Origin of the sequence: Cellulosimicrobium sp. 72-3 (genome assembly GCF_013127315.1) — a bacterium.
In the GTDB taxonomy this organism is placed as follows: domain Bacteria; phylum Actinomycetota; class Actinomycetes; order Actinomycetales; family Cellulomonadaceae; genus Cellulosimicrobium; species Cellulosimicrobium funkei.
In genome coordinates this window covers 902,812-920,549 of the sequence record NZ_CP053419.1, presented here as the reverse complement: position 1 = coordinate 920,549, position 17,738 = coordinate 902,812, and the positions used below count along the sequence as shown (strand labels likewise).

Sequence of the window (17,738 nt, the reverse complement as noted above, 5' to 3'; positions counted from 1 at the left end):
ACGTGCCGACAGTGGGTCTCGAGCGGGCGCTGCCCGCCGCCCCGACCGACCACCGCGCACACAAGGGAGAGCCACGTTGGGCCCTCAGGAGCTGTCGACCCTGCTGTGGCGAGAGCGCGAGCTGCTCGAGATGCTGCTGTTCAAGCTCGAGGAGGAGCAGCTGCTCCTCACCGCCGGCCGCACCCGCTGGCTCGCCCACGCGAACCGCGAGGTCGAGACCGTGATGGAGAAGGTGCGCGAGGCGACCCTCGTGCGCACCGTCGCGTCCGAGACCGTCGCGGCCGAGTGGGGCCTGGCGCCCGACGCCACGCTGCGGGAGATCGCCGCGGCCGCCCCGGCCGCAGGCCCCTGGCGCGAGATCTTCGAGGGCCACCTCACGGGCCTCACGGAGCTGACGGTGCGGATCAAGACCGTCCGCGACACGAACACGCAGTTCGTCAACCACGCGTCGCGCTCCACGCAGGAGACGCTCGCGACGCTCGGCGGCGAGCCCCGCACCTACGACGCGACCGGTGCCACCACGGACCGGTCCGACGTCGCCCGCCTCTTCGACACGGTGCTGTAAGGAGTCCCGCCCATGAGCTCGTTCTCCATCCTCAACACCGCCTTCCGGGGCATGAGCGCCGCCCAGGCGGGCATCGACGTCACCGGTCAGAACGTGGCGAACGTCAACACGCCGGGCTACACGCGCCAGCGCGTGCAGCAGTCGGCCACGGCCCCGCTCACCGAGATGGGCCTGGGGCGGCTCTCGCAGTCCGCGCGGTCCGGCCAGGGCGTGACGATCGACGGCGTCGCCCGGCTCGGGAACCTCTTCCTCGAGTCGCGCGTGCGCCAGACGGCGTCCGCCGACGGGTACGCGAGCGTCCGCGCCGCGGCGTTCACGGCCGTCGAGGACATCCACGGCGAGCCCTCGGACACCGGGCTGTCCGCCGCGCTGCAGTCGTTCTGGGGCGCGTGGCAGGACGCCGCGAACTCCCCCGGCAAGGACGCCCAGGCCTGGGTCGTGGTCGAGGAGGCCGGCGCCGTCGTCGACCGGATCGTCGACGGCCGCGCCCGCGTGGAGGCCGCGTGGGGCCAGGCGCGCACGAGCGCGGGCTCGCTCGTGGCCGAGATCAACACGGTCGCCGACAAGATCGCCGCGCTCAACACGCGCATCCTCGACGCCTCGGGCCAGAACGGCTCCGCCAACGAGCTCGTCGACCAGCGCAACCAGCTCGCCGCCGACCTGGCGCGCCTCGCGGGCGCCCAGACGAGCACGAACCCCGACGGCACCGTCAACGTGCTCCTGGGCGGGAACCTCCTCGTCGACGGCCACCACGTGAACGAGGTCCGGCTCGTCGGGTCCTCGACGCTCGACGGCGCGGCCGACGACGCGGTGCGGCTCGAGTGGTCGCACCGCCCGGGCGCGGCCGTCGGGCTCGAGGGCGGCGAGCTCGCCGGGCACCTGTCGGCCCTCGCGCCGGTGTCGTCCGGCGGGATCTACGCCCAGGCCGCGGCGGGCTACGACGCGCTCGCGTCGGCGCTCGTCACGCAGGTCAACGCGCTGCACACGACGGGCCTGACGCCGTCGGGCACGCCGGGCGGCGCGTTCTTCGCGATCGAGCCCGGCAGGTCCGCGGGCGCCGGCCTGCGGGTCGCGGTGACCGCGCCCGGCCAGGTCGCGACCGCCGCCGTCGGGGCGGGGTCCCTCGACGGGTCCGTGGCCGACCGCATCGCCGCGCTCGGGACCGCCGGCGGCGGTCCCGACGCGGTGTGGTCGACGCACGTCACGCAGCTCGCCGTGAAGTCGAGCTCGGCCGGCTACGACGCGAAGCTCGCGACCACGGCGTCGACCGCGGCGTTCAGCGACCTGCTCTCGCACTCCGCCGTCTCGCTCGACGAGGAGACCGTGAACCTCATGCAGTACCAGCACGCCTACCAGGGCGCGGCCCGCGTGCTCACCGCCGTCGACGAGATGCTCGACCACCTCATCAACCGCACCGGCCGCGTCGGGCTGTAGCCCACGACCAGGTCCGCAAGGGGAGAACCGTGCGCATCACCAACCAGATGCAGGCCTCGTACGTCACGAGGAGCCTGCAGTCCAACCTCGCGAGGATCGCCGAGCTCCAGGAGCAGGGCACCTCGGGGCGCAAGCTCACGCGTGCCTCGAGCGACCCGTCGTCCGCGGCGGACGCCCTCGCGATCCGCGGCCGCCTCGCGGCCGAGCAGCAGTACGACCGCAACATCGCGAACGGCGAGGGCTGGCTCGCGACGCTCGACTCGACGCTCGGCACCGTGACCGACATCGTCCAGCGGGTGCGCGACCTCGTCCTCCAGGGCGCGTCGGACACGACGTCGACGGAGGGCCGGGAGGCCGTCGCCGCGGAGCTCGTGGAGCTCCGTGACGAGCTGCTGCGCCAGTCGAACTCCACGTACCTCGGGCGCACCGTCTTCGCCGGGACCTCGGACGAGGGGGTCGCGTTCCGCGACGACTACTCGTTCACGGGCGGCGGGGCGTCCGTCGAGCGCCGCATCGGCGTCGACTCGACGGTCCGCGTCGACATCGACGGCGCCGCCGTCTTCGGCACCGGGTCCGGCTCGGTGTTCGCCCTGCTGGACACCGTGGCGGCCGACCTGCGCGCCGGCAACGGCAGCGGCGGCCATCTCGCCGCCGTCGACGCGCGGCTCGACGCGGTCCTCACCCAGCACACGACCGTCGGCGCGCGCCAGAACCAGCTCGAGCGCGCCGCCGACACCAACCTCGGCAACCGCACCTCGCTCGAGACGCGCCGCGGCGCCATCGAGGACGTCGACCTCGCCGAGCTCGCGATCGACCTCCAGCTCAAGCAGGTCGCCTACCAGGCGACCCTGAGCATCGGCGCCACCCTCCTGCAGCCCTCCCTCCTGGACTACCTCCGCTGATGACCACGCTCACCTTCGTCACCCCGCCTCCCGGCCTCGCGGCCCGCCGGTTCGAGCTGCTCACCGAGCAGGGCGACGGCGTCTACACGCTGTCCGCGCTCGACACCCCGGGCGTCGAGATGCTCGTCCTCGACCCCGGCCGCTGGGTGCCCGGCTACTCCCCCGCGATCCCGTCGTCCGACCTCGCGCGCATCGGGGCCGAGGACACCGACCCGCTCGTGCTCGTCGTCGCGAGCGTGCGCGCCGGCGGCGTCCACGCGAACCTCATGGCGCCGGTGCTCGTGCACCCCGACACGGGCGCCGCGGTCCAGTCCGTCCTCGACGGCCAGGGGCTCGACCTGCGACGGACCCTCGTCACCGCCTGACCTCGCGGACGACCGCGTCCCCACCCCGACCACAGCCACCCCGGCGCCGCTCACGGCACCGGGGTGGCTGTCCGTCGTCGTGCCGTGCCGTGCGGTGCCGGACGAGCACCGAGCCGGGACGACGAGAGGCCGGGCCCGGGGCGTGCGCCCCCGGCCCGGCCTCCGCACGGGTCTCGGTCCCGTCGCCGTCAGGCGAGGACCACCGTCAGCGCCCCGCCGCCGTAGCCGGCGATCTCGATCTCCGCGTCGAGCCGGCGACCGGTGCTGCGCAGGAACGACACGGGCGCGCCGGGCAGCGGCCCGCGCGTCGAGTCGAACACCTCCGCGAGCTTGAGGTGCGGCGCGTCCTCCGCGTTGAAGAGGGCGGCGGTGACGTTGAGGACCTCGGACAGGTTCTCGAGCAGGACGTCGCTCAGCGTGCCCTCGGCCGCCGCGTCCTGGGCGGGACCGGGCGGCACGAGGCCGATCGAGGCGCCGAGGTGGGCACCGAGCGGGACGTCGACGGCGACGACCGCCTCGACCTGCGCCCGGTGGCTGACGTAGGTCGCGGCGATGACGCCCGGCCTCGTCTCGGGCGTCAGGAGCGCGCTCGCGCGCACGGCCGTGCACCCGCGGCCGACCAGTCCCGCGTACAGGTCGCGGATCTCCTTGAGCTCGGGCAGGGGGGTCGTGGTCACAGGGGGCTCCTCCGGGGGGACGTGCGTCGGGTCAACGGACGTGGGGACGCAGGACGTCCTCGAACGTGTCCGCGTCGAACGGCTTGGCGATGAGGAACAGGGCGCCCTCGGCGTCCGCGAGCTCGCGCATCTGCGGCGAGCCCTCCGACGTGACGAACCCGAACGGCACGCTCGACCCCGCGGTGCGCAGCGCGCGCAGGACGTCGATGCCGTTCATCTCCGGCATGTTCCAGTCGGACAGCACGAGGTCCGGCTGCTCCGCCAGGGTGAGGGCGAGCGCCTCGGCGCCGTCCCCCGCCTGCAGGATCTCCCAGTCCTTGAACCCCGCCTGGCGCAGGGTCCGGACGACGATCTGCCGCATCACGCGGCTGTCGTCCGCGACGACGACTCTCACAGCTGTTCTCCGTCCTTCGAGGTCCACAACGAGATGACGAGGGGTTCGCCGCGCCACAGCAGCGCCTGCGCGTGGTCGGCCGCTCGCGCGACCGCCGGGCCCGTGGTGTCGACCACCGGCAGGGTGAGCGAGGAGCCGCCGTCGAGCATGCCCTTGAGGTTCCCGCCGACGACGTTCGCGACCTCGCCGAGCGCGTCGCGCACGTCGTCGAGACCCACGGTCTCGTCGTCGTCCAGCTGGAGGAGCGCGCGCGCGATCCGGTCCGCGGTCGGGCGGGCGGTCACGACGAGCGTGCGCCACGAGGTCGGGCCGACGATGTCGACCCACGCGTGCACGGGGTCGGGGATCGGCGCCCCGAGGGCGTCGACGGGCTCGAGCAGGCCCGGCTCGCCGTCGACCATGGCGGCGAAGAGGTCCTGGGCGATGGGCAGGACGCTCCGGGCGAGCGTGTCCCGGGTGTCGATCATGCGAGCTCCTTGGTCGGCAGCAGCCCGAGCATGTCGAGCTTGCCCATGAGTGCGTCCGGCGTGAACGGCTTGATGAGGTACTCGTGGGCACCGGCGGCGAGCGCGCGCACGATGCGCGACTGCTCGGACTCCGTGGTGATCATCATGAGCGTGAGGTCGCGCCACTCGCGGCGCGCGCGGACGGCCTGCACGAACTGCAGCCCGTCCATCACCGGCATGTTCCAGTCGACGCACGCGAGGTCGAAGCGCTCGCCCGCCTCGAGCAGGTCGAGCGCCTGGCGTCCGTCACCCGCCTCGGCGGTCTCGAAGCCGAGATCCCTCAGCGTCGTGGCGACGATGCGGCGCATCACGCGGGCGTCGTCGATGATCAGCGCTCTCATGCGCTGCCTCCTCGGAGTCGGTAGATGGAGCCCTGCGTGACGTCGACCCGTTCCCACGCGGGATCGACGCCGACGGTGGTCTCGGCGGCCCCCAGCAGGAGGAAGCCGCCCGGTCGCACCCGGCTGCGGAGCCGGGCGAGGATCGACTGCTTGGTCGGCATGTCGAAGTAGATGAGCACGTTGCGCAGGAAGACGATGTCGAACATCCGCGGCCCGGGCGGCGCCGTGAGGAGGTTGTGCTGCTGGAACGTGAGGTTCTCCCGCAGCGCCGGGTCGACCTCCCACTCGGCGCCCACGCGCCGGAAGTTGCGCACGAGCATGGGCGCGGGCAGGCCGCGGTTGATCTCGAGCTGGCTGTACCGGCCCGTCCGGGCCCGCTCGACGACCTGCGCGTTGATGTCCGTCGCGAGGATCCGGTAGCTCCGCACCCGCTCCTCGCGCAGGACCATCGCGATGCTGTACGGCTCCTGGCCGGTCGAGCACGCCGCGGACCAGATGCTGAGGTCCGCGCCCGCGAGCTCCGGCAGGATCGCCCGGCGCAGGGCGGTGAACGGCGAGGTGTCGCGGAACCAGGACGTCTCGTTGGTCGTCATGGCCTCGACGACGCGCACGGTCTCCGTCGGGGAGCCGCCCCGCAGGTAGCGGCGGACGTAGCTGTCGACGGCGTCGGGACCCTGCAGGCCCTTCTCGCGCGCGAGCGGCCCGAGCCGGGCCTCGACGAGGTACTCCTTGCCCGGCGCGAGCTGGATCGCGCTGTGCTTGCGGACCAGGTCGCTCACGTAGGCGAACGACTGGGTCGAGACGGTCATGCGTGCGCTCCTTCGGCCGCACCGACGATGGCGCGGGCGACCTGGTCGAGGGGAAGGACCGCGTGGGCGTGCCCCGCGGTCGTGACGGCACCCGGCATGCCCCAGACGACCGAGCTCTGCTCGTCCTGGGCGAGCACGTGGCCGCCGGCGCGGGCGATCTCGCCCGCACCGTCGCGGCCGTCGGAGCCCATCCCCGTGAGGACGACGGCGAGCAGGTCGCCACCGAGCGTGCGGACCGCGGAGCGGAACAGGACGTCGACGGCGGGGCGTGTGAAGTTGACGGGGGGCCCGTCCGTGACGAGGGTCGTCAGGCCCGTGCCCTGGCGGCCGAGCTCGAGGTGCCGGCCGCCCGGCGCCAGGTAGGCGTGACCGGGACGGAGCACCTCGCCGCCGGCGGCCTCGACCACGGTCGTGGGTCCCGCGCGGTCCAGGCGCTCGGCCAGCTGCCGCGTGAACACCGGCGGCATGTGCTGGACCACGAGCATCGGGACGGGCAGCGGCGTGGTCAGGGACGACAGCACGGTCCGCAGCGCCTCCGGCCCGCCCGTGGAGGAGCCGACGACGACCGCGCGCACGGGTCGGGCCGGGGCGGGACGCCGGACCACGGCCGTCGCCCCGCCGGACCGCGCCGTCGGGGCGGCGGGCGCGCGCGGGACGAGCGCCTTGATCTTCGGCGTGAGCTCCAGGCCGACGCGCTCGAGCGCCGTCTGGACCGACCCGCTCCCGCTCGGCTTGGTGACGTAGTCCGTGGCTCCGGCCGTCAGGGCGTCGAGCGTCGCGGACGCCCCGCGCTCGGTGAGCGTCGAGAACATCACGACGGGCATGCGCCGGCCGGCCGCGCGGAGCGCCCGGACCGTCTCGATGCCGTCCATGACGGGCATCTCGATGTCGAGCGTGACGACGTCGGGATCGAGCTGCTCGACCTTCGCGAGGGCGAGGCGGCCGTCGGCCGCCGTGCCGACGACGGTGATCTCGGGGTCCCGGTCGAGCGTCTGCGCGACGAGGCGACGGATCACGACGGAGTCGTCGACGACGAGCACGCGGATCACGGTCGGCCTCCTCGGGCGCGGCGCGCGCCGGCCGCGCGGGGTGTGGGCGTCATGGTCGGCGTCTCAGAGCCGGAACCGGGAGACCTGGGCGTCGAGCTGCTCCGAGACGTGGGCGAGCTCGCCGACGGCGACGTTGAGCTGCTCCATCGACCGCGCGCTCTCCCGCGCGCCGGCGGCGATGCCGGTGATGTTGCCCGCGATCTCGCTCGACCCCGTCGCCGCCTCCTGCACCCCCCGCGACATCTCGTTCGTCGTCGCCGTCTGCTCCTCCACCGCCGACGCGATCGTCAGCTGGTAGTCGTTGATCCGCCCGATGATGTCCGCGATCTCCCCGATCGCCTCCACCGCCCCCACCGTGTCCCCCTGGATCGCCTCCACCCGACGCGCGATGTCCTCCGTCGCCTTCGCCGTCTCCTGCGCCAGCTCCTTCACCTCGCTGGCCACCACCGCGAACCCCTTGCCCGCCTCACCCGCACGAGCCGCCTCGATCGTCGCGTTCAACGCCAACAAGTTCGTCTGCTCCGCGATCGACGTGATCACCTTGATCACGTCACCGATCTCCTGCGACGACGTCCCCAGCTTCTGCACCGTCTCGTTCGTCGCCGCAGCCCGCTCCGTGGCCTTGTTCGCCACCTTCGCCGCCTCGTTCGAGTTCTGCGCGATCTCCCGGATCGAAGCCCCCATCTCCTCCGCACCCGCAGCCACCGTCTGCACGTTCTGCGACACCTGCTCCGCCGCCGACGCCACCACACCCGACTGCGCCGCCGTCTCGTCCGACGACGCCGAGAACTGCGCACCCGCCGCAGACAGCTGCTCCGTCGCCGCAGCCACCGCCTCCGACGTCCCCGCCACCTCCGCGATGATCCCCCGCAAGTTCTCCTGCGCACTCGTCAACGCCGCAGCCATCTGCCCCAGCTCGTCACGACCCACCACCTCGGCCCGCACGGTGAGGTCGCCGTCGCCCAGCGCGGTCAGGCTCCTCGACACGGCCCGGATCCGCAGGGCGATCCCGCGCGCCACGACGTAGGACAGCGCGGTCGCCGCGAGGGCGCCGAGCACCGCGACGAGGATCGTGGCGAGCAGCGCCCGCGCCGCGAGCGTGTCCGTCTCCTCGGCGAGCACCGCCGCCTCCTCGCCCTGCGACGCCGTCTCGACCTGCATCGCGTCCATGACGCCCGTGGTGAGGGGGCGGACGGTGCCGTCGAAGTACGCGGCGAAGCCCGCGGTGTCGCCCGCGTCCGCGAGCGGGAAGAGCTCGCCCTCGGCCGCCGCGTAGTACGCGTCCAGGGCGGCGACGAGCGCGTCGACGTCGCTCTGGCTCACCGCGTTCGGGCGGTACGCCTCGATCTGGGCGTCCAGGTCGACCTTGCGCTCCACCAGCTCGTCGAGGAGGCTCGCCCGGGTCTCCGCGTCCGCGATCCCGTACTGGATGACGCGGGCGCGGTCGCCCTGGAAGGCGCGCTGGATCTCCGTGAGCTGCTGCAGCGGCGTGACGTTGCTGCGGTACATCTCGTCGGCGTCCGAGCGCAGCTGGCGCATCGAGACGAGCGCGACGGCCGTGATGACGGCGGTCACCACCACCATCACGAGGACCGACGTGAGGATCTTGACGAGGACGGGGCGGTCCCCCCACAGGCGTCGGGGCGCGTCCTGCTGCTGGTTCGTGGTCATCGTGGTCGTCTCTCTGCGTGGGTGCGTGGGTGCGTGGGTGTCAGGGGGTCAGCAGGTCAGTAGGTGAACCGGGAGGCGCGGCCGCGCAGCTCGGCGGCCATGCGCGCGAGCTCGGCGATCGACCCGTTCATCTGCTCGACGGCCTGGGCCGTCGACGAGGCGCCGGCGGCGATGCCGGTGATGTTGCCCGCGATCTCGCTCGACCCCGTCGCCGCCTCCTGCACCCCCCGCGACATCTCGTTCGTCGTCGCCGTCTGCTCCTCCACCGCCGACGCGATCGTCAGCTGGTAGTCGTTGATCCGCCCGATGATGTCCGCGATCTCCCCGATCGCCTCCACCGCCCCCACCGTGTCCCCCTGGATCGCCTCCACCCGACGCGCGATGTCCTCCGTCGCCTTCGCCGTCTCCTGCGCCAGCTCCTTCACCTCGCTGGCCACCACCGCGAACCCCTTGCCCGCCTCACCCGCACGAGCCGCCTCGATCGTCGCGTTCAACGCCAACAAGTTCGTCTGCTCCGCGATCGACGTGATCACCTTGATCACGTCACCGATCTCCTGCGACGACGTCCCCAGCTTCTGCACCGTCTCGTTCGTCGCCGCAGCCCGCTCCGTGGCCTTGTTCGCCACCTTCGCCGCCTCGTTCGAGTTCTGCGCGATCTCCCGGATCGAAGCCCCCATCTCCTCCGCACCCGCAGCCACCGTCTGCACGTTCTGCGACACCTGCTCCGCCGCCGACGCCACCACACCCGACTGCGCCGCCGTCTCGTCCGACGACGCCGAGAACTGCGCACCCGCCGCAGACAGCTGCTCCGTCGCCGCAGCCACCGCCTCCGACGTCCCCGCCACCTCCGCGATGATCCCCCGCAAGTTCTCCTGCGCACTCGTCAACGCCGCAGCCATCTGCCCCAGCTCGTCACGACCCACCACCTCGGCCCGCACCGTCAGGTCACCGGAGGCGAGCGCGCCGAGCGCGTGCTGGACCGTGCCCGCGGACCGACGGATGCGGTTGGCGACCCGCACGCCCACGAGGACCGCGAGGAGGAGCCCGACGACCGCGACGACGATCATGAGGAGGAAGGCGCGCGCGGCCTTCGCCGCCGCGTCGTCCGCGACCGTGTCGAGGTAGGCGTAGACCGCGTCACCGGACGCCGACAGCGAGGCGCGGTACGTCGCGATGATCTCGTCGTTGGCCGCCTGGATCTCGGGCGTCACGGCCTTCGCCTCGACCGCCGGCATGAGCGTCGCGTCGCGGAAGGCGAGCCACTCGGCCCAGCTCGCCTTGAACGCGGTCCAGTTCGGCTCCTCCACCCCGTCGGCGGCGAGCACCGCGTCGATCAGGCCGATCTGCTCCTCGACGCGGGCGTCCGTCGCCGCCATCTGCTCCACGGTCTGCTCGCGAGCCTCGCCCTCGACGATGTCGTACTGGTAGGTGAGCCGCCACGCCTCCTGCGTGTCGTGGTCCACCTCCGCGTTGCTGCGCAGGAGCGAGCTCGCCACGCCCGCGACCGACGCCGTGTCGTCGGACGTCGACCGCAGGCTCTGCAGCGCGAAGGCCACGACGAGGACGAGCACGACGGCGAGCACGCCGAGCGCGGTGAGGATCTTCGTGCGGACGGAGAAGTCGGCGAAGCGACGCCGGCGCGTGGGCCGGGGGGTCTCGAGCGTGGACATCGGTGGCTCCTGGGGGGACGAGGGTCGAGAAGAGGGAAGGGCGAGCCCGGCGGGCTCAGGACGCCGCGGCGTCGACGTCGAGCGCGAGCAGCAGCCGGTCGGGGAGCTTGTACGCGCCGCGGATCACGGCACGCAGCTCCTCGGGGAGCGTCTGGGGCGGCGTCTCGAACTGGTCGGCGTCGACCTCGAGCACGTCGCCGATCGTGTCGACGAGCAGGCTCACGGTCTCGTCGCCGACGAAGACGACGACCATCATCTGGTCCGCGTCGTGGGCCGTCATGCCGAGGCGACGCCGCAGGTCGACGGAGAGCACGACCTGCCCGCGGAGGTTGACGAGGCCCCCGACGTCGTCGGGCGCGAGCGGAACGCGTGTCCGGGCGCGGCCCGGCAGGACCTCCTGGACGCGGTCGACGGGGATCCCGCAGAGCCGGTCGGCCAGCGTGAACGTCACGAGCTGCTGCGTGGTCATCGGGCACCTGCCAGCGACAGGTCGTTCTCGGCCGTCGCGTCGTCGAAGGGGTCGAGGTCGTCGTAGAAGCCGGGGTCCGCCGCCTGGACGGCGCTGCGGACGTCGAGCAGCTCCGTCACGCGGTCCTTGAGCACGGTCGACCCCGTGAGCCCGTGGCCGTCGATGTCGCTGCGCCGGCGCGCGTCGTCCTCGACGATGTCGAAGATCTCCGTGACCGCCATCGCGATGCTGCGCCCCGCGCGGGTGTACACGACGATGTCGAGCTCGTCCGCGGGCGGGCCGCCGGCGGCGCCCAGGAGCTGGTCGAGCCGCACGAGCGGCAGCAGCGCGCCGCGGTACTGGAGCACCTCGCGCGAGCCGACCTGCTCGATCGTGTCGGAGCGGATGCGTTCGAGCCGCGTCACCGCGGAGAGCGGGATCGCCACACGGCGGTCCCCCGCCCCGACGACGAGCATCTGCTCGACGGTCGCGGCGCTCTCCGTCGTGTCCTGCGCGTACGCGCGGGCCAGGTCCGCGGCGTCGGACGTGAGCACCTTGCGGGCGATCGCCTGGAGGTCGAGGATGAGCGCCACCCCGCCGTCGCCGAGCACCGTCGCCCCGGAGTACATGCCGATCTGCTTGAGCCGGTTCGCGAGCGCCTTGACGACGATCTCCTCCATGTTGAGGACGCGGTCGACGATCACGCCGAAGCGCTGGTCGTCCGCCTCGACGACCGCGATGACGCGACCCTCGGAGTCCGGGTCGAGCCCGAGCACCTCGGAGAGCGACAGCAGCGGGAGCAGCGTGCCCCGCAGCCGGAAGACGGGGGCGGTGCCGACGTGCTCGATCTCGCCGTGCTGGTCGCCGAGGGCGACGAGCTCGAGGAGGCTGACCTGCGGGATCGCGTAGACCGCGCCGCAGCACATCACCGTGAGGGCGGGCATGATCGCGAGCGTCAGCGGGATCCGCATGCGCCACGTCGTCCCGGTCCCGACCGTCGACTCGACGTCGACCGAGCCGCCGATGGCCTCGATGTTCGTGCGGACGACGTCCATCCCGACGCCGCGCCCGGACACGTTCGTGACCTTCGCCGCCGTCGAGAAGCCGGGCAGGAACAGCAGGTCGAGCAACTCGGACGGGGCCATCGCGGCGACGTCGCCCGCCGTCCGCAGCCCCTTGGCCACGGCGGTGCGGCCGACCTTCTCGGGGTCGATGCCCGCGCCGTCGTCCGTGATCTCCACGACGACCTGGCCGTTCGAGTGGTACGCGCGCAGCGTCACGAGCCCCTGGGGCCGCTTGCCGGCGCGGCGCCGGTCCTCGGGCGCCTCGATCCCGTGGTCGACGGCGTTGCGCACCAGGTGCGTCAGCGGGTCCTTGACCGCCTCGAGCAGGGAGCGGTCGAGCTCGGTGTCGCCGCCCGTCATCTCGATCCGGACGTCGCGACCCAGCATCTTCGCGAGGTCGCGCACGACGCGCGGCATCTTGGACCACACGTGCTCGATCGGCTGCATGCGCGTCTTCATGACGCCCTCCTGCAGCTCGGACGCGATGAGGCTGAGGCGCTGCGCGGACCGCTTGGTCTCCTGGTCCTCGCCGGCGCCGGCGATCCGGTCGATCTGGTTGCGCACCAGCACGAGCTCGCCGACCTGCCGCATGAGCGTGTCGAGGAGGTCGACGTCCACCCGGATCGAGCCGTCCGCGGCGTTGCGGGTGTGCGGCTCGGGCTCGGGTGCCGGCTCGGGCGCGGGCGCCGGTCCGACGGCGGGTGCGGGCGCCGGCTCGGCAGCGAGCACCGGGGCGGTCCGGGGCGTGGGAGCCGGCTCGGGTGCGGGAGCCGGCTCGGGTGCGGTGCCCGCCGCGGGCGTGGGCTCCGGCTCGGGAGCGGTCTCGGGGTCGGTCTCGGGGTCGGTCTCGGGCGCGGTGCCGGCCGCGGCGTCGGGCGAGGCACCGTCCGCGACGGCGGGCGCGACGTCCGGCTCCGGCGCCGCCGTGCCGTCCTGGACCGCGACGATGCGCGCGACCATCGGGTCGACGTCGAGGTCGTCCCCGGCACCGGACTCGACCTTCGCGAGGATGGCGCGCAGCGTGTCGACGAGCGCGAGCAGCACGTCCGCCGTCGGCTGGTCCATCGCCCGCTCGCCGTCGCGCAGCTCCGACAGGAGCGACTCGCCCACGTGGGACACGCGCTCGAGGTTGCCGAACCCGAGGAAGCCGCTCGTGCCCTTGATGGTGTGCACGGTGCGGAAGATGCTGCTCAGCAGCGCGCGCGACGACGGGTCGCTCTCGAGCGCCACGAGGTCCTGGTCGAGCTGGTCGAGGTTCTCGTAGGACTCGACCAGGAACTCGTGGACGATCTCGTCCATCTCGTCCACGTCCGTACCTCCCCGCCATGTCTGGCGTGTGTCTGTCTCGTCGCCGGTGTCCGGCGTGCGGCCCGGGTACCCCCGCGGGTGCCCGGGTGGCCGACCCGTTCGGCACGGGCGGTCACGGCGTACTCTCGGTACGCGCTGCCGCCTCGTGGGGTGCGGGTCGTCCGGGGTCGTGTCAGGCGGTGGCCTTCTGCGCGGCGCGGTTCACGAGTCCCGCGGCCTCCGGGCGCGTCATGCCCTGCAGGACGAGCTCCTCGACCAGCGAGGCGATGAGCTCGTGGACGTCGCGCGGGTTGAGCGGCGAGCCGGACCGGCGCCGGGCGAGCTCCTTGTTCAGCGGGGCGCAGCGTTCGGCGATGGTCGTGCGCGGGCGTGCCGGGACGGCGGCCATGGGGTCTCCTCTCGGTGCCTCGCGGGCGAGGCGCGTCGGTGGTCGTGAGGTCCTATGCGACGAGCGAGCGCTTCTGGCCACCCGTGCGGGCCGCGGCCACCAGGTCCGCCAGCGCGCGGCGCACGGCGAGCGGCGTCGCGCCCAGCGGGGCGCCGGGCAGCGCCGCGGCCGCCGTCAGGGCGGCGAGGTAGCGCGCCGCGTCGCGCGTCGTCTCGCCGGTCCCGCGGTCGGGGTCCCACGCGGAGCGCGCCTCGTGCTCGTGCTCGAGGAAGACGGCGGTGAGCTCCGCGACCCAGGCCGCGTCCACGCCGCAGCCCGCGACGGCCTGCTTGACGGCGACGCGGGTGCGGGAGACGGCGGGCCGGCCGGGGCGCGCGCGGTCGGCGAGCGCGTCGCGGACGAGCAGGTCCGCGATCCGCGCGCCGTACTCGTGGTCGGCGAGGGTCGAGAGCCGGTCGCGGTCGAACGCGGCCCAGAGGCGGCCGAGCAGGACCGCGCGGCGCTCGTCGGTGGTGGCGAGCAGCCCGACGACGGACCGCAGCGCGAGGTTCTCGTCCTCCTCGACCCACCCGAGCATCCGGGCGCGCACGTCCGGGTCGAGCGGGCGGTCGAGCTCGGGCAGGTCGAACGCCTCGCGGATCGCGCCCGCGTCGATCTGCGTGCGGAGCACGCCGCGCTGCCGCGCGGCCGCGCTCACGTGCGTCTCGTAGAGCTGCTCGAGCTGCGCGGAGCGCCCCGCGTCGACGACGTCGGTCGCGGGGTCGGGGACGACCGGCAGCTCGTGCAGGAGGCCCGCGAGCCGGCCCTCGTCGTCGACCGTGCCCTCCAGCAGGTCGGTCGACACGATCTGCCCCACCCGGCGCGCGCTGCGCACGGTGCGCAGGAGCGTGCGGTGCATGAGCGTGTAGTCGCCGAGCGCCTGGCGGATGGAGCCGGCCGCGCTCGCGCCGTCGGCGAACACCTCGAGGTCGAAGAACTTGGTGCCGTTGCGTCCCGTCGAGTCGCCGGTCGCGCCGTCGGCGCTCGGGAGGTCGAGGAGCTTGCGGGTGTAGAAGTCGACGGCCGCCTCGACCATGTCGTCGTGCAGGAACCGCGCGACGTCGTGCCGGTGGCAGTACCGCAGCGTCTCGGACGGGATGATCCCGGTCCGGAAAACGGCCTCGAAGACCGCCATGCGGGCCTCCCGCTCGGGGAGCGCGCCGGCGCGCACGCGCAGCGCGAGGTCGGTCGTGAGGCGGTCGAGCTCGTCGCTCGCGCGGTCGTGGGTGCGGGGGGCGGGGACGTCGGTGGTGACGGTCGAGGTGTGCATGACGAGGGTGTGTGCGGCGCCCGCGCGAAAATCGGCCGCTCGCAGCCCCGCAGCGTTGTGACGTCCGTCACACCATGGCGGGCGGCGCGCGAGGTGGCCCGCGCAGGTTGGCGCGCGCCCCCGCCGCATAGGCGTGGAGACCACCACGACGAGAGGACCCCTGTGGAGCACAGACGCCGGACGTTCGACGCCGGACCGGGAGCGGGCCTCCTGCTCCCCTCGTCCGCGATCGAGACGGTGGCCCGCCTGCACCGCTGGCAGGCGTTCGCCGGCCTGGCCGACGGCGAGGTGCTGCTCTCGCCCCTGTCCGCGTCACCGCTCCCCCTGCCGTGGACCGTGCCCGCGGGCCGGCGGCGGTGGGCCACCGTGCGCCCCGAGGCGATGTGGCACCCGCTCCTGTGGCTGCCCGAGCGCCTGAGCACGCCGCGGGTCCTGCGCGACCCGGTGACGGGCGAGACGTGGGGCGAGACGTACGACGAGTGGGCGCTGCGCGTCGTGCTCGAGCTCACGGAGGCGGGCCCGGTGACGCTCGACGGGCAGGAGTGGGTCCTGCTGCACGACCCGGCGCACGACCGGTTCGTGCGCCCCGCCGGGCCGGAGGACCACGACCTCGTCCCGCTGTTCGACGTGACGACCGGGACGTGGCTCGACGTGCTGTCGACCGTGGGGCTCGACGTCGACGACCCGGCGGACGTCGCCCGGGTCGAGGCGTGGCTCGCCGGCGCGGCCGACGCCGCGCTCGACGCGGTGGACCTCGACCGGCACCTGCAGGCCGAGGGGCGCGACCCGGCGTGGTCGCTCGACCGGGTGCACCGGCCCCTCGCCGGGCCGGGCGAGTCCCGGACCTACGTCGAGGACCTGCGCGACGCGTCGTCGGCGCTCGTGGCGCGCGAGCTCGGCGAGCGCGCCGCCCGCCTGGGGCGCGGCCGGGCGACCGCGCGCGAGCTCGGCCGGCAGGTCGGCACGCTCGCGCGCATCGCGTCGACGCTGCTCTCCCCGCGCGAGCTCGTCGCCGAGGACCTCGGGCTCGCGCTGTCGCTCGTGACCGCGAGCGCCGAGCGGGCGACGACGAGGCGGGCCGCGCTCGACGCCGTCGCGGACCTGCGCATGGTGCTCGGCCCGGTCGCGCAGGCGGCGGCCGTCGGGCTCGACCGCGTCGCGCTGCGGTCGGAGATCGAGACGACGCAGGTGCACCGGCAGGTCGCGGCGCTCTCGGGCCGGCCGGTCGCCTGAGGCGCGCTCGCCCGGCGCCCCGTCAGGCGTCCCGCGGGGCGTGCTTCGCGAGGAACGCGTAGACCTCCGTCGCGTCGACGCCGGGGAACGCGCCGCTCGGGAGCGCGGAGAGCACGTGCTGGTGCATGCGCGCGCTGGGCCACGACGCGTCCTCCCAGCGCGCGGCCGCGTCCGCGGCCGGGCGGCGGCAGCACGACTCGTCCGGGCACGACGACTGCCGCCGCACCGTCGTGTCCCGGCCGCGGAACCACTTCGCCGAGGCGAACGGCACCCCGACGGCGATGGAGAACTGGCCGGACGTCGTCGTGCCGGTCTGCGTGGAGCACCAGAACGTGCCCGCGGGCGTGTCGGTGTACTGGTACGACTCCTGCGCGCGGTCGCGGCGCGTGAACGCCTCGCGGGCGGCCCACTTGCGGCACACCATCTGGCCCTCGATCGAGCCCGTGACGTCGGCGGGCAGGGGCAGGCCGTCGTTCTCGTAGCCCCGGAACAGCGCGCCGTCGTCGCCGACGCGCAGGAAGTGCAGCGGGATGCCGAGGTGCACGGTCGCGAGGTTCGTGAAGCGTTGCGCGGCGGCCTCGTGGGTGACGCCGAACGCGTCGCGCAGGTCCTCCACGGCGAGGTCCTTCTCGCGCTTGCGGCGCTCCAGGAAGTCGACGGCCGCGCTCTGCGGGATGAGGCAGCACGCGGCGAAGTACGTGATCTCGACGCGCTGGCGCAGGAACTCCGCGTACGAGCGCGGCCGCTCGTGCCCGAGCACGCGGTGCGCGATGGCCTGGAGCGCGAGCGAGCGCAGCCCGTGGCCGCCGGGGATCGACGCGGGCGGCAGGTAGATGCGCCCGTTCTCCAGGTCGGTGACGGTGCGCGTCGAGTGCGGCAGGTCGTCGACGTGCCAGATGGTGAAGCCGAGCTGCTCGGCCATGCGCGCGACGGTGCGGTGGGTGAGCGCGCCGACCGTGTAGCCGGCCTTGCGCGTCATCTCCTCGGCGAGCGCCTCGATCTCCGGGTAGTAGTTGTCGCGCGCCTGGCGCTCGAGGCGCAGCTCGGTGTTGGCGCGGCGCGCCTCCTCGGGGGTCGCGACGGCCTCGGTCGCGCGGCGCTGGAGCTCGGCGTGCAGGCCCACGAGGTTCTCGAGCACCGGCAGGGGCAGCTTCTGGCTCGCCTTCACGGCGGGCAGCCCGAGGCCCGCGAACAGGGGGCCGCGCTGGGCGCGGTCGAGCGCGATCTCCAGCGCGGCGCGGCGCGACGGCGGCTCGTCCGTGAGCAGGTCCGTGACCGGCACGTCGAGCGCCTGGGCGAGCTGCTGGAGGAGCGACAGCCGCGGCTCGCGGCGCCCGTTCTCGATCATCGACAGCAGGCTGGGCGCGGTGCCCACGGCCTCGCCGAGCGCATCGAGGGTGAGGCCGCGCGCCGTGCGGAAGTGCCGCACGCGCCGGCCGAGCGTGATGAGGTCCGCCTGGGCCGCGGGCTGAGCCTCGGGACGGTCCCCGGGGCGGCTGGACGACGTCGTGCTGGCCATGTCTTGACAGTACGTCAAGATCGACCGATCTTCACAGCACTCTGAGGCGAAATCCACGCCGGTTCGGCGTGAGGCTGGAGATACAG

General features: G+C 73.8%; 18 protein-coding genes. 5 read left to right on the top strand and 13 right to left on the bottom strand.

Annotated features, from left to right (window positions below):
• Positions 1-76: 76 nt before the first annotated feature.
• The 4 genes from HKK73_RS04160 to fliW are packed head-to-tail and all read left to right on the top strand — an operon-like array spanning position 77 to position 3,266.
• Positions 77-565: a flagellar protein FlgN gene (locus HKK73_RS04160; protein WP_021483253.1), complete on the top strand. Its 489-nt coding sequence runs from the start codon at positions 77-79 to the stop codon at positions 563-565.
• 12 nt (positions 566-577) lie between these two features.
• Complete coding sequence (gene flgK / locus HKK73_RS04155) at positions 578-1,999, top strand: flagellar hook-associated protein FlgK (RefSeq protein ID WP_043658108.1); 1,422 nt, start codon at positions 578-580, stop codon at positions 1,997-1,999.
• A gap of 29 nt (positions 2,000-2,028) precedes the next feature.
• Entirely contained in the window at positions 2,029-2,901 is an 873-nt protein-coding gene (flgL, locus tag HKK73_RS04150) for a flagellar hook-associated protein FlgL (protein ID WP_021483277.1), read from the top strand.
• Positions 2,901-3,266 (top strand): flagellar assembly protein FliW, encoded by a 366-nt coding sequence (gene fliW, locus HKK73_RS04145; RefSeq protein WP_021483278.1) that lies wholly within the window; start codon positions 2,901-2,903, stop codon positions 3,264-3,266. The genes flgL and fliW overlap by 1 nt, the downstream gene beginning before the upstream one ends.
• A 188-nt stretch (positions 3,267-3,454) precedes the next feature.
• Here fliW and HKK73_RS04140 read toward each other — a convergent pair whose 3' ends face one another.
• From HKK73_RS04140 to HKK73_RS04085, 12 genes are all read right to left on the bottom strand, one after another.
• Positions 3,455-3,943, bottom strand: a complete 489-nt coding sequence (locus tag HKK73_RS04140; protein ID WP_021482434.1) for a hypothetical protein — start codon at positions 3,941-3,943, stop codon at positions 3,455-3,457.
• A 31-nt stretch (positions 3,944-3,974) separates the two neighbouring features.
• Positions 3,975-4,337 carry a response regulator gene (locus HKK73_RS04135; protein WP_043658110.1) on the bottom strand — a complete coding sequence of 121 codons (363 nt, stop codon included), beginning with the start codon at positions 4,335-4,337 and terminating at the stop codon, positions 3,975-3,977.
• Positions 4,334-4,804 carry a chemotaxis protein CheX gene (locus HKK73_RS04130; protein ID WP_085388482.1) on the bottom strand — a complete coding sequence of 157 codons (471 nt, stop codon included), beginning with the start codon at positions 4,802-4,804 and terminating at the stop codon, positions 4,334-4,336. Before HKK73_RS04130 ends, HKK73_RS04135 begins: the two co-directional genes overlap by 4 nt.
• A complete protein-coding gene (locus HKK73_RS04125) occupies positions 4,801-5,184 on the bottom strand; it encodes a response regulator (protein ID WP_021482437.1) in 384 nt (127 codons plus the stop codon). Before HKK73_RS04125 ends, HKK73_RS04130 begins: the two co-directional genes overlap by 4 nt.
• Positions 5,181-5,993, bottom strand: a complete 813-nt coding sequence (locus tag HKK73_RS04120) for a protein-glutamate O-methyltransferase CheR (protein ID WP_043658116.1) — start codon at positions 5,991-5,993, stop codon at positions 5,181-5,183. Before HKK73_RS04120 ends, HKK73_RS04125 begins: the two co-directional genes overlap by 4 nt.
• Complete coding sequence (locus tag HKK73_RS04115) at positions 5,990-7,042, bottom strand: chemotaxis response regulator protein-glutamate methylesterase (protein ID WP_085388483.1); 1,053 nt, start codon at positions 7,040-7,042, stop codon at positions 5,990-5,992. Before HKK73_RS04115 ends, HKK73_RS04120 begins: the two co-directional genes overlap by 4 nt.
• A 63-nt stretch (positions 7,043-7,105) precedes the next feature.
• Entirely contained in the window at positions 7,106-8,713 is a 1,608-nt protein-coding gene (locus HKK73_RS04110) for a methyl-accepting chemotaxis protein (protein WP_171467502.1), read from the bottom strand.
• 56 nt (positions 8,714-8,769) lie between these two features.
• Complete coding sequence (locus HKK73_RS04105; protein ID WP_171467501.1) at positions 8,770-10,383, bottom strand: methyl-accepting chemotaxis protein; 1,614 nt, start codon at positions 10,381-10,383, stop codon at positions 8,770-8,772.
• A gap of 55 nt (positions 10,384-10,438) precedes the next feature.
• On the bottom strand, positions 10,439-10,852 hold the full coding sequence (locus tag HKK73_RS04100) for a chemotaxis protein CheW (protein ID WP_137279636.1): 414 nt from the start codon (positions 10,850-10,852) through the stop codon (positions 10,439-10,441).
• The gene (locus tag HKK73_RS04095; RefSeq protein ID WP_171468672.1) at positions 10,849-13,194 is read right to left on the bottom strand and encodes a chemotaxis protein CheA; all 2,346 of its coding nucleotides are present in this window, start codon (positions 13,192-13,194) and stop codon (positions 10,849-10,851) included. The genes HKK73_RS04100 and HKK73_RS04095 overlap by 4 nt, the downstream gene beginning before the upstream one ends.
• Before the next feature lie 181 nt (positions 13,195-13,375).
• Entirely contained in the window at positions 13,376-13,591 is a 216-nt protein-coding gene (locus tag HKK73_RS04090; protein ID WP_043653789.1) for a hypothetical protein, read from the bottom strand.
• 52 nt (positions 13,592-13,643) lie between these two features.
• The gene (locus HKK73_RS04085) at positions 13,644-14,900 is read right to left on the bottom strand and encodes a hypothetical protein (protein ID WP_171467500.1); all 1,257 of its coding nucleotides are present in this window, start codon (positions 14,898-14,900) and stop codon (positions 13,644-13,646) included.
• Between the two features lie 162 nt (positions 14,901-15,062).
• Here HKK73_RS04085 and HKK73_RS04080 point away from each other — a divergent pair, with 162 nt between their 5' ends.
• Entirely contained in the window at positions 15,063-16,133 is a 1,071-nt protein-coding gene (locus HKK73_RS04080; protein ID WP_043653783.1) for a hypothetical protein, read from the top strand.
• 22 nt (positions 16,134-16,155) lie between these two features.
• Here the strand turns inward: HKK73_RS04080 and HKK73_RS04075 are convergent, their stop codons facing one another.
• The gene (locus tag HKK73_RS04075) at positions 16,156-17,652 is read right to left on the bottom strand and encodes an XRE family transcriptional regulator (protein ID WP_085388488.1); all 1,497 of its coding nucleotides are present in this window, start codon (positions 17,650-17,652) and stop codon (positions 16,156-16,158) included.
• Between the last annotated feature and the right edge of the window lie 86 nt (positions 17,653-17,738).